The organism is Maritimimonas rapanae, assembly GCF_057837205.1.
Genome location: NZ_JBYQFI010000001.1, coordinates 1,012,818 through 1,025,965, shown reverse-complemented (window position 1 = coordinate 1,025,965; position 13,148 = coordinate 1,012,818). Strand labels below are relative to the sequence as shown.

Below are 13,148 nucleotides of genomic sequence, written 5' to 3'. Positions count from 1 at the left end.
TATACAATTAATAAGATCAAATAAAGATGAAAGTTACCGCTGAAAAAAATGAACAAGTTGCTAATATGATATTTGCGTCTATTTACCCACATTACGTGAATAGATTGGAAAAGAATGGTAGAACAAAAGAAGAGCTACACCAAGTAATAGAATGGTTAACCGGTTTTGATGAAAAGAAATTACAAACACTTATTGAAGAGAAAGTAACATTTAAAACATTTTTTGAAAAAGCAACAATACATTCTAACGCACACTTGATTAAAGGAGTTGTTTGTGGTTATCGAATTGAAGAAATAGAGGATGAATTTGAAGTTTACAAACAGTGTAGACGTATGGAAAAGCTGATTGATGAGTTAGCAAGAGGTCGTAAAATGGAGAAAATTTTGAGGGATTAGCAAAAGAACATGAACCCAATTTTAAAGTAAAAATAATATTATGAATAAAAAATTAATTGCATTACTCTTTTGCGCTTTCATTTCTTTAGGAATCAAGGCGCAAAGTTTTATAGGTGCATGGGAAGCACATCATACTTCTGAAAATGGTGAGAAACTAAAAAGTGTGGTCATTTTTTCTGATAATCATCAAGTTATAAGCACATATAATTCTGAAACAGATAAATTTATTAGTAGTAATGGTGGAACTTGGAAACTAAATGGTGACACTATGACTGAAAAAGTAGAATTCGACACAAATAATTCTGAACGTGTTGGTACAGAAGTAAGCTTTAAAGTGTTTATAAATGATTCTATTATGGGTATTGTTGGAAGTAAAATGAAGTTTAAAAGAATCGATACCGGCGAGCCAGGTAAATTAAATGGCGCTTGGTTAATTTCTGGTAGAATGAAAGAAGGTAAAACTCAATTAATAGATACTAACCGACCAAGAAAAACTATGAAAATTTTGTCTGGAACTCGTTTTCAATGGATAGCATACAATACAGAGACAAAACAATTTATGGGAACAGGTGGAGGAACCTATACAACTAAAGATGGTGAATATAATGAGAACATCGAATTCTTTTCTAGAGATAATTCTAAAGCTGGGGCTAGCCTAAAATTTAAGTATGAACTGGTAGATGGCAAGTGGCACCACTCTGGTTTATCTAGTAAAGGAGACCCAATCTATGAAATATGGAGCCCTAGAAAATGAAACAATATTAAAGTTCCATTATCTAATTAGCTTCTTATACTTTATTCTTTTAGGCATAATATCAGCCCCAAGTCGTTTCTTTTTATTCTCTTCGTAATCAGAGAAAGAACCCTCGAAGAAATAAACTTGGCTATCACCTTCAAAAGCTAAAATATGTGTACAAATTCTATCTAAAAACCAACGGTCGTGTGAAATGATCACAGCGCAGCCAGCAAAATTTTCAAGACCTTCTTCTAAAGCACGTAAAGTATTAACATCTAAATCATTAGTAGGCTCATCTAAAAGCAATACATTACCCTCTTCTTTAAGTGTCATCGCTAAATGAAGTCTATTTCTTTCACCTCCAGAAAGGTCAGAAACTTTTTTGTTTTGCTCACTACCAGAAAAATTAAATCGACTTAAATAAGCGCGTGAATTTACCTGACGTCCACCCATCATTACAAGTTCTTGTTCATCAGAAAAATTTTGCCAAATTGTTTTGTCTGGGTTAATATTTGAATGACTTTGATCAACATAGGCAATCTTAGCTGTGTCACCTACTTTAAATTCACCTTTATCTGGGACTTCTTCGCCCATGATCATTTTAAAAATAGTGGTTTTACCAGCGCCGTTGGGGCCAATAATACCTACTATACCAGCTTGAGGTAAATTAAAATTTAGATCTTCGTAAAGTAATTTATCACCATAAGCTTTTGAAACTCCACTAGCTTCTATCACATTAGTACCCAAACGAGGGCCATTTGGTATATAAATCTCTAATTTTTCATCAAGCTGTTTTTGATCTTGATTCAACAACTTATCATAACTCTTTAAACGTGCTTTTTGTTTGGTTTGACGACCTTTAGCACCTTGGCGTACCCATTCTAACTCACGTTCTAAGGTTTTTTGACGCTTAGAGGCCTGCTTTTGTTCTTGTGCTAATCGCTTGGACTTTTGATCTAACCAAGATGAATAGTTTCCTTTCCATGGGATACCTTCTCCCCTATCTAATTCTAAAATCCAACCAGCCACATTATCTAAGAAATATCTATCGTGTGTTACGGCAATAACTGTTCCTTTATATTGTGCCAAATGATGTTCTAACCAATGCACAGATTCTGCGTCTAAGTGGTTTGTAGGTTCATCTAACAATAAAATTTCTGGTTCTTGTAGTAATAATCTACATAAAGCAACACGTCTACGCTCACCACCCGATAATACCGAAATTGGTTTATCTGGTTCTGGCGTACGCAAAGCATCCATGGCAATTTCTAATTTCGTGTCTAATTCCCAAGCATTTGCAGCATCGATTTTATCTTGTAACTCAGCCTGCTTCGCCATTAATTTTTCCATCTTATCAGGGTCAGAATATACTTCCTCTAAACCAAACATGTCGTTGATCTTATTATATTCATCTAAAATAGCAACCGTTTCGGCTACGCCCTCTTTTACAATATCTAAAACTGTCTTTGATTCATCTAATTGAGGCTCTTGTTGTAAGTATCCAACTTTGTACCCTGGCGAAAAAACTACATCACCTTGATAGTTTTTTTCGACACCAGCAATAATTTTTAACAATGTAGATTTTCCTGATCCGTTAAGACCTAGAATTCCGATTTTAGCTCCATAAAAAAAGCTCAAGTATATATCTTTAAGAACTTGTTTACCTGTAGATTGATAGGTTTTAGAAACCCTATTCATAGAAAAGATGACCTTCTTATCGTCTGACATAGCTAGTAAATTTGATTATTAGAAAATGAAGTAATTAGATATAATAAATTATACCCTACCCTTTAACGCATTAAAAACCCATGCAATAGCAAAGAAACCAATACCTACAGTTGCAAAACCCCAACCGGCTACATCATCATAACGATAAGCACCCATTAAAATTAATATAATACCCATTATTATCATCAACATTGTCGCGTAGCCTAAGACGGTATTTTTATTCATTGCCATATTTTTCAGTTTTGGTTAAGGGATGACAAATATCGTGTTTTAATTTTAATGAATAAAATCTTTAACAACGCAAATAAAATGGGTAATAAGAGGAAAAATTAATGTTATAAAGCTGAATTTTTGTTAAAAGTTATAATAGTCTATACCAATTTTTTAAGTTCGGTTATTCTCTTATCTTTTTGAGGTTGTCTATGCTTTTTTGCAAAGTGAGTATGGTACTTATGCTTCTCTAAGAATTCTATTTGTAGCTTATTCCAATCGTTAGAATTGATCATAGAATAAGATTGCAACTCTTTAAAAAGTGAATTGCTTATTTTATAAAAATCATCTCTGCCTAGATAGTCTAAATCTGCATCGCATATAATCTTTTCTAGAAAATTTTTCGGTGATTGAGGAATTTTAGTGGCCATTATAAGCCCTTTAACTATTTTAAAATCTGTATCAGAAAATCCTAATTCACTCATTAGTTTTTGTGCAATAGCTACTCCCTTTTCTTCATGATTGCTATGAGATTCAACAAACCCAATATCATGTAGTAATGCGCCTAATCTTAACAATTTAGCGTCTCTAGCCTTTAATTTTTCTCTTTTAATATACTGATTACATACTTTTAAAACATTTAAAGTATGGAAAACTCCATGGTAATATAATTCTTCAGGCAATTGAGAATTTAGAATTTCTAAGGTTTTTTTACGGAGTTTTATATATCCTTTCATAGGATGATTTTATCCATTATCACAAATTTATTAATGATACAGCCAGAATAATTATTATAAATATAAAGCTTATACCAAAAAAAAGTATCGATTTATTAACACTTTTAAATTTCTGATCAATTATTTTACTCTCAACGTGAATTTGCTCGCTTAATTGTTTAAAGAGTTGTTCTTCACTACCAATTACTTCAATTAATTTTTTGGTATAGTCTTTTGCGCTACCAAATCCGCTGGATGCATTTCTAAAAAAAAAAACATTCTTGTCGTATTCTAACTCAATTCGAGGTCGAAAACACTTAAAGCAATAAAAAATAGAAATAAGTACAGAAGATATCCATAAAATAGCTAAAATGATAAGTAGAATATTTCCTTTAAAAATATCATTAAAATGCTCTAATCTATCTGCAAAAAGACCTAAAATAAGACTGTGGAAAGAAAAAATGACGCCAGCCTTAAGTTCGGAGGCTCTGATTAGCTTTTCTAGTCGTTCTAATTGCTCCCAAAAATTATTAGGGTCGATGGCACTCATTTATTGAAAATTGGTTGGTCTTGTTACTATAAATGTACAATAAAATTTTATATTTCTATTTTATTTTCATTTAAAATATTAGATAATTCCTTGTTTTTTAAACCATTAACAAAATACATTTTCATCATACCTTTGTTCTTTACATCAATTTCGCCACGGTATTCGCAATCAAAATCATCTTTAATAAGTTGATAAGTGTTTTCTGAAACATTTATTTTACCACCTTGCGAATTTGATTCCATTCTTGATGCAACATTTACAGTATCTCCCCAAATATCGTATGCAAATTTTCTAATTCCTACCACACCTGCAACAACTGGGCCTGTATTAATGCCAATACGTATATCAAAATGCTTTATAGTATCATTTGTTTTTTTTGTACTCTTTACAAACTCTGCCATTTCAAAAGCTGCCTTTACCGCCATCAATGAATGATTCCCTTTTGGAAATGGTATACCAGCAGCACACATGTAAGCATCACCAATAGTTTTAATCTTTTCTATTCCATGTTTCTCTATAATTTCATCAAACTTAGAGAAATAATAATCTACACTTTTTACCAAATCATCTGGAGTTAAATCTTCAGAATGATTAGTAAAACCTATAAAATCGGTAAATAAAACGGAAACCTCATTAAACTGCTTCGCTTTTACTTTACCATTCTCTTGTAATTCTCTTGCTGTTTCTTGAGGCAATATATTTAGGAGTAAATTTTCAGCACGATTTTTTTCTTCTTCTATAATCTTGCTAGTTTTATTTATGTATCTGTATCTACGATACATACCTATTGCTAAAAGAAAGATCAATCCCGCAGATATTAAGGATGCATATGTAACTATTTCTTTTCTTTTATCTTTTTCTTGTGCTATTTCAGCTTCTTTCTCTAATAAATCTATTTCATCTTCCTTTTTTTCTAGATCAAAAGCAAACTGAAGGCCTCGAATTTTATCATTAGCCTCTAAATTAAAAATTGAATCTTTTAGAATAAGGTATCTAGATTGATAAGAAAATGCTTTGTTATATTCGCCTTTGTTAGCATACGCTTCAGATAATCCTTGATATATATCTCTGAGCTCATTTGGCGTTTCGATATCTATTGCTAATGTTTCAGCTTTACTATACATTTCAAGTGCCTTGTCAAAATCAACTTCTCTATACACCACTCCCATCCAAAATAAAGACTGAACCATTTGTAATTTCTGGTTATTTTGAAGAGCAGAATTATAAGCTGTATTTAAGTAATTAATTGCCTTTTGCTTTTCACCCATCCTTAAATTAACCTCTCCTAACATTGTATTAATATGAGCTTTTTCATAAGGATCATTTTCGTTCAATGGCAGTGCTCTTAAATAATGTGAAAGTGCATTCTTAAAATTACCTTTTTTTTGATAAACTTCACCTTTCCCCAAAAGATAAGCTGTAGTAATCTGATTATCGTTTAAGTTAATAAGATAAGGCTCTAATTTGTCATAATATTCTAACGCTTTCTCATAATCATCCATTCCATCACTATAAGTACCTCCTATATTAACTAAAGCAGTAGTTATTCTTACTGGGTCATTTAATTTTTCTGAAATACTTAATGAGCGTAAATAATAGTCTATTGCTCTAGCATACCCTCCTTGGCTATAGTATACAGCTCCTAGGTTATTAACCATATTTGCAATACCAAGAGTATCTTTAATGCTTTCGAAAGTTTCTAAAGATTTTGTCCAATGCTCTAATACAAAATCAAAATTACTTTGATAATATTCTGCTAAACCCATATTCTTTTGCGCATAGGCCAAGCCTCTTTTAAAATCAATTTCACTTGCCAATTTACTTGCACGTTTAGAATATTCTAAAGACCCAATAATATCTTCATTGTTAAGAATTTCTATACTTAATGCATTTAATGCATTTACTTTATTAGAATCATTTTGATAGGTAGCAATATTATTTTTAAGACTATCTATTTTAGATGATTGCCCTATGACTGAATTAATTAAGAACATTGCCAGTAATGAACAAACTCCACTAAAAGATTTAAGCATAAGTATGGTATCTATTCTTTAATAATATTATAAACTCTAGAATCTTTTTTAGTAGTAATTCTTACAAGATATAATCCTTGAGGATAACTAGAAACATCAATAGTCACACTATTTAATTGATTCCGTCTAAAGTTAGTATGATAATATTGTATTCCGTATGAATTAAAAATATCTACGTCGCAAGCTTCAGAAATATTCTGTTTAATTGTTAAAACGTCTTGTGACGGGTTTGGATATATAGAATAATATGCATCACCTGCATCTCCTTTGGCATCGCATTTACCAGAGTCTGAAGTAGCCTCAGAAGATACTGAGCTCTTATGAGCGCTATCGAATGTTGCTAAAGTCCAAATTAACTTATTTCCGTCAAAACGAATCTGAAAAGTATTTTCTCCTGGTAAGAAAACAAAAGGTGGTTGTCCACTAAATTGTGCTCCTCCAGATAAAAAATTATCTTCACCATGTAATACATATAATGTCTCAGAATTTGGGTTTTCATATCTAAAATTTGCCACATAATCTAGCCCGCTAGCATCACCTGGAAGATACTCTACACAATCTAAATAGTTGCGAACTTTTTTCATATGGCCAAAAGGATTGACATATAGTAATCCTTGTGATATGTATTCTATAACATAATTTTGAGGGTTTTCGATCTTTATTTCATAAACTCCCGTATCACCAACTTGATATTCATTTCCGTATTCATCTACAAAACGATATGTTAAACCATCAGGAAATACTGAATCAACATCTTCGTCATAGACAAATCCACTAATGCTAGTGACTATAGATGAGGTATCTACTTCATCACCTTGATTAATCATAACTTCTTCTGAAACAGCATCCAACTTTGCTGGCAGAATTGTTAATCTACCATAGTCGTAGGTTACATTAAAATTTGCAAAAATAGAAGCTATCGAAGCACCCGGAAATATATAATGTGCTTCATCTTTTGTTACGGTCAATCCTGTTATCAAGTTCAAAGAATATAACTTCGAAATAACTCTATCCTCTGTATCGGTAGACGCATCTTCTTGATCTATAATGGCAAAAATTGAAGAATAATCGTTTGCATCATCTTCACCGCCAAGCTCGGTGTCGTTAACTACAGGTTTAAATCTATTTTCAATACCTAAATCAACCAAGCCATCAAATAAATCTTGAGCATTTACAACAGCTTTAAATCTATTGACAACAGCTTTAAACCTATTAGTTGTTACATCAGATTCAGCTTCTAAATAATCAATAAAATTATCAACATCTAAATCAATTATATTCATTCCATTTACAACTGGTTTAAATCTGTTCTGAATTGTTCTTTCACTAGACATCCAACTACCCCCATTTAATAAATCTAGAATATCATAATCATTTACAACAGGTTTAAATCTATTTACTAATGCCAGAGTATTATCAGCAAAAAATGTAGATTCATATGATGACCTTAAGTTTGCTAAAAAATCAAAATTATCTTCTATACCAGAAGCATCATAAATAAAATCAAGTTCAATATCTATAGCATCTCCATAGGTAAATGTTGCATCTTTAGGCTTTATTAATAAATCTTTTTTAGTAACAGTAAAAATTCCGTTTATAAAATTTACTTGAAATGCTGCTAATTGCTCTTCGGTAAGTGCTTCTTCAAAAGATGGTGTTATTGCATAATTATTCACATCTGGGTACGGAAATACCGCAGGTGTAATATATTGAATGTTAGGTAAGCCCAACGATTCTAATGTTTCTCCCTCAGGAAGGCCTTCAACAGTAAAAGAAAAGTTAACAACTTGCCCAAACTCAACAGATACATCATCAGCCTTAACATTCAGTGCAATCTTACCATCTTCAAAGAAATTTATTGGATTAGAATTACCTCCATCTGTGCCTCCAGGAGTTGTTGGGTCTGTATAAACTATTAAATCTGGATTTCCGACAAAAACACCAACCGCTACTTTTATTTCTGTATCTGATACAGATATAATTTCTAACTCTTTTCCATCAAAAAACACTTTAGGTGTTTCTGGTAAAAACTCACCTAAAATTGTTACTTCTAAAGGCTCTGCACTAGGTGTTTTACCATCTTCAATTATTAATTTCGTTAAGTTTGCCGTTTGTGAAGCAATCTGTTTAAAAGCATTATTCACATTAATTAATCCACTACCTGCGACATCAGGATTGCCAAAAGGGGTAGCTGTCTGTTGAAACAATTGCAAACCATCTGTGGGTAGCCCACCTGGATACCAAGAAATTGCTGCAGAATTTAATAGTGCAAATGCTCCTGCTACATGTGGTGCGGCAAACGATGTACCAAATGCATTTGGAAAACCATCTCCATCTACATCTTGACCAATAGAACCAACGTTAGTATTTACCCCGTCCGCTGCTGAAATATTAACTTCTATATTTTGAGAATTTGCTAACTGCCCAGCATACGATGAGAAAAACTGTGATTGTGGGTTTGAAACTGCTCTATAATCTACTGCACCAACTGTTACGGCCTCAGTAGTCATTGCATGTCCACTAACAGTTGGTGAACCATTATTATATTCTAAGAAGTCTAATCCATTCGATCTAAAAGCAATATATCTAAATGATAAACCAGAATTTGGTGTTCCATTAGCACTTGTAATAAAAATATTTGCCTCACCAACTCCTGTGGCCTGAAATACAATTATTTCGGTAGGATCTCCATCATCATTAATTCGATTATTACCAACAACCAAACGACCTTGGTCATCTACCAAATAAATATCTAAATCATCTCTAGCGCCTTGACTATTAACTTGTGAAGCAAGATCTTCATCCCATTGCAAAACAATCATATATACACCTGGGACCACACTAATTTTTTGATATACGTCTTCTGGCCCATCTGAATTGGTTCCGAAAACATGTGCTTTTGCTGGGCTATCTGGTGCAAGAAAATTAGTTGTAGGTAAACTGGCAGATGAATTGAAAGTACTCTGATATCCTGAATTAGAAAAATTTCCCGCTGATGTTACATAACTGTTTCCTGGTATACTTGTAAACTCTTTAATAACATTTGCAATCCTTCCGTCTTTAAAAAATGGTTCTGAAGGAAACGTTATATCATCCGTAATAACTGTACATCCTGCATCTGCTAATGCTTTTACCCCTAGTTCAAAATTTCTAGGTGAAAGAATACCAGTATGAAATGCCAGTTCTGCGCCTGGTGCCACATCATGAACAATTTGTAGCATAGCTCTACCTTCATCTGAAGCAACTCCATAAGGAAAGTCTTGTAGAACATCAACTTCTGTGGTGTGTCCGTTTGGGTTTGCTGCACCAGGAAGGTCTCCATTTTCAACATCTACTTCTGCTTTTGATTTTCCTGTAAAGGGCTGCGTATCGTAACTATCTGAAAGTATACCTACTTTTATGCCAGCACCATCAACCGAAACTATTTCACCATCTCTCACTGTTTTAAAAGCTTTTCGTACCAAATCTGAGGCTTGAACTCCATCTCCTTGTGAAGTCACTATACCAGAATTCTGATATGGTGGGTATATTGGTCTAACAAAATTTATAAAGTTTTGATAAGCATTAAGTTCTAGCAACGATGGAATCGGAAAATAGATATCTATGGTAGAAAGCTGATCGGTAATAATTATTGTAGGATCTATTATAAAATCAGAAAGTAAAGGGTTAGAATTATATTGTAAACCAAAAGTATTAGTCATTAAATTTAAGACGTTCTGCAATTGCCCCGCCTGTGGTATAATTTCAACTAAAACCTTATTGTCACTAATTTGATAAATTAAATCTGAAGGATTATCACCTGCATTCCCTTCCGCTAAGGCCGTAAGTTCTAAGCCTACAACTTGATCTGTTTTACCAGTACCTTGACCATAAACAGGAAAGATAACACCATCATCTTCTTGATCTGTACAATGCGAAGAATTTGCACTGGCTCTAACAATATGAATTTTTCCATTAGGATTTCGCACTTCCCATTCTACATATTCACCTGGAGAAAATTGTCTAGTAAAAACTTTATTTACACTTCCTTTTTTAAAAGTATTTACACCTTTAGATTTTTTGTTTTTATAAGTAATAACACTACCGTCTTCGCTAATGGTAATCTCTTTTTTATTAGGATTATCATAACTAAAGGTTGCACTGTAAAGACCATTACCTATATCTTTAACACAGGATCTGATTAAAATATCTTTTATCCCTTTTCCATTCCCTTTTTGAGAATATCCAAAGAAAAAAACAAGATTAAATATTAATAAAATAGATAAAGAATACAGATTTAAATGAATTCCACAATTCATCTTAGCTTCTGCAGCTTGATTTGAAGTAGCTACACTTTTCATAGCGAAGGGGATGTTTAGTTAGTTATAATTATTACGTCATATATTTGTAAACTTTTTGGAGGTTTATAAATTTGGGTTGTTAAATATAGTAATTTTTTAACTGTTAATCCATTTATTAACAGCATTTTATTAAAAGAACTCTGTTAATTATTTGTGCTTTTCAATCTTAAAGTGATATGAATCGTAATTATTCTATGATAAAACTCTAGGCTTCTTCTTAATGTTTTGTTTTATATCTTTAACAAAATACATTTTCATTTTACCTCTATTTTTTACATCTAACTCACCTCTTGGCTCACATTCGAATTCATCTTTTATGAGGGAATAGGTGTTTTCAGAAATATTAATTTTACCTGGTTCTGAATTTGATTCCATTCGCGAAGCTACATTCACAGTATCGCCCCAAATATCATAGGCAAACTTTTTGGTACCTACCACTCCCGCTACCACCGGCCCGGTATTGATACCAATTCGAATATCGAAATTCGTTTTCTTGATATCGTTGTCTTTTTTAGCTACTTCAACAAATTGTGCAATTTCAAACCCAGCTTTTACCATTCTGTTGGCATGATTGTCTTGATTGTCATGTATACCGCCAACTGCCATATAGGCATCACCAATGGTTTTAATTTTTTCTAGACCGTATTTTTCAATGATGGCATCGAACTTTGAAAAGTAAAAGTCTACTGTTTCTACCAAAGCTTCAGGTGATAATTTTTCAGAATAACTGGTAAAGCCTTTAAAATCTGTAAACAGCACGGTGACAGCATCATATTTTTTACCTTTAACTTTACCCGTTTCCTTTAATTCTTCCGCCGTTTCTTCTGGTAGTATATTTAACAATAAATTCTCTGAACGATTCCGTTCTTCTTCGATAATCTTATTGGTTTTTCGAGTAAATTGATAACGTCTGTACAAACCAAATGCCAAGAGGGCAATTAAAACTGAAGTTATTGCTGTTGCAATTGCTATATTTTGTTGGTTCTTACGTCTTTGGTCAACTAGATCGAGTTCAACTTGTTTTTGCGCTACCTCAAAGTCAGTACGTTGATCTGCCATTGATTGTACTGTGGCTATATTATTAACACTATCTCTATAGGTTACATGGTCTTTATAATGTTTTAAGGAATTAGCAGTATTGCCAGCAATTTCATACAATTCAGATAATTTAAGATTTGCATCAGCAATCTGATCTTTTAAACTGTACTTTTCTCCTAATTGAAGGCTTCTTTGAGCATAACTTAGGGCAGTGCCATGATCACTTTTTTCAACATAAATATCTGACATTGCCATGAGATACACACTAATAGGATAATAATCTCCTGATTCTTCCAAAATTTGGATAGCTTCATTAATATGACTTTCTGCAAGATCACTTTTGCCTGTATTGGCATAGACCATGCCTATATTACCAAGGTTGTATGCCTTTCCAGCATGATAATTGACCCTTTCAAAAATTTCTTCTGATTCTTTAAAATATACTAATGCTGAATCATATTTTTTATTTGTAAGTAAAGCATCTCCAGCATTTAAAATGACTGAAGCAAGAGAAATAGAATCATCAGATCGCCTTAAAATGGAAATGGCTTTTCTATAATAAATTTTCGCGTTTGTATGGTTATCAGAAATGGTATAAATATCAGCGATAGTACTATAAGAACTTCCTTCAAGGTTAATTAGGCTTTCATTTTTTGCAATTGTAGCACTCTTAAAATAAGCTTGTAAAGCTTCTTCCAAATCACCTAATAATATTTTTTTATTTCCAAGCTGAAAGTAACCATGAGATAAATAATAGTTATTATTAATTTGTTCAGATAAGTCTATTAATTCTTCAGCATAAAATAGAGCTTTTTTAAGATCGTTAACCTCGTTAAAAGTTAAACTTTTAAGTAATTCTAATCTATCTTTACCTTTTAACGTATCCGCTATATAAATAGTTGATAAACTATCTGCCAGCTTTTGATTTTGTGCAGAAATAGAATATTGAAATAAAAAAAAACAGCCTATTAAAAAGTAATAGGCTTTTCTTTTTAAAAAGAATGTCATCTTTTAGGGTTAATAGTAATTCTTGGGTCATAAGACTTTGGTAGGCCTGCTCCATCTTGCCCTAACCATCCGCCTCCAGCTGTTGTCCAGTTAATATAATATGTTTCAGTAGTTTCTTCTTCTACATCTTTTACAGTACCCATAAATGAGCCATCTGGTTGTTTTTGTGGCTCTCCGATAAATATATTACTTGAGCCATCTTTTTCATGAATCTTACTAATACTTGCAACACCAGAATTAGGGCCTATAACCCATGTAATTTGATCTCCGGGTAAAGCATTAGTCTCATCCTTGTCAGATAATACTAGTGTTCCATCAGGGTTACCTTTTTCGATTGTGATTTTTCTGTCCATTTTGAAGGGGTTTAGTAGGTTTAATTTTTAATTGATTTTTT

Annotated in this window: 10 protein-coding genes; 2 read left to right on the top strand and 8 right to left on the bottom strand. The window is 32.5% G+C overall.

Annotated features, from left to right (window positions below):
• Positions 1-26: 26 nt before the first annotated feature.
• The gene (locus AC3IF2_RS04900) at positions 27-395 is read left to right on the top strand and encodes a DUF2200 domain-containing protein (RefSeq protein ID WP_489165936.1); all 369 of its coding nucleotides are present in this window, start codon (positions 27-29) and stop codon (positions 393-395) included.
• 40 nt (positions 396-435) lie between these two features.
• Complete coding sequence (locus AC3IF2_RS04895) at positions 436-1,149, top strand: DUF4488 domain-containing protein (RefSeq protein WP_489165934.1); 714 nt, start codon at positions 436-438, stop codon at positions 1,147-1,149.
• Between the two features lie 18 nt (positions 1,150-1,167).
• On the opposite strand, the gene ettA is transcribed toward AC3IF2_RS04895, so the two are convergent.
• From ettA to AC3IF2_RS04855, 8 genes are all read right to left on the bottom strand, one after another.
• Positions 1,168-2,859 carry an energy-dependent translational throttle protein EttA gene (gene ettA, locus AC3IF2_RS04890; RefSeq protein ID WP_489165932.1) on the bottom strand — a complete coding sequence of 564 codons (1,692 nt, stop codon included), beginning with the start codon at positions 2,857-2,859 and terminating at the stop codon, positions 1,168-1,170.
• Between the two features lie 48 nt (positions 2,860-2,907).
• The gene (locus AC3IF2_RS04885) at positions 2,908-3,090 is read right to left on the bottom strand and encodes a CAL67264 family membrane protein (RefSeq protein ID WP_480196406.1); all 183 of its coding nucleotides are present in this window, start codon (positions 3,088-3,090) and stop codon (positions 2,908-2,910) included.
• A gap of 140 nt (positions 3,091-3,230) precedes the next feature.
• Positions 3,231-3,806 (bottom strand): HD domain-containing protein, encoded by a 576-nt coding sequence (locus tag AC3IF2_RS04880; protein WP_489165930.1) that lies wholly within the window; start codon positions 3,804-3,806, stop codon positions 3,231-3,233.
• A gap of 19 nt (positions 3,807-3,825) precedes the next feature.
• Complete coding sequence (locus AC3IF2_RS04875) at positions 3,826-4,335, bottom strand: Pycsar system effector family protein (RefSeq protein WP_489165928.1); 510 nt, start codon at positions 4,333-4,335, stop codon at positions 3,826-3,828.
• Between the two features lie 47 nt (positions 4,336-4,382).
• Positions 4,383-6,368: an adenylate/guanylate cyclase domain-containing protein gene (locus tag AC3IF2_RS04870; RefSeq protein WP_489165926.1), complete on the bottom strand. Its 1,986-nt coding sequence runs from the start codon at positions 6,366-6,368 to the stop codon at positions 4,383-4,385.
• Positions 6,369-6,379: 11 nt separating this feature from the next.
• Positions 6,380-10,708, bottom strand: coding sequence for a T9SS type A sorting domain-containing protein (locus AC3IF2_RS04865; RefSeq protein ID WP_489165924.1), 4,329 nt, complete (start codon positions 10,706-10,708; stop codon positions 6,380-6,382).
• Positions 10,709-10,900: 192 nt separating this feature from the next.
• Entirely contained in the window at positions 10,901-12,754 is a 1,854-nt protein-coding gene (locus AC3IF2_RS04860; RefSeq protein WP_489165922.1) for an adenylate/guanylate cyclase domain-containing protein, read from the bottom strand.
• Positions 12,751-13,107, bottom strand: coding sequence for a hypothetical protein (locus tag AC3IF2_RS04855; RefSeq protein WP_489165921.1), 357 nt, complete (start codon positions 13,105-13,107; stop codon positions 12,751-12,753). The genes AC3IF2_RS04860 and AC3IF2_RS04855 overlap by 4 nt, the downstream gene beginning before the upstream one ends.
• Positions 13,108-13,148: the final 41 nt, after the last annotated feature.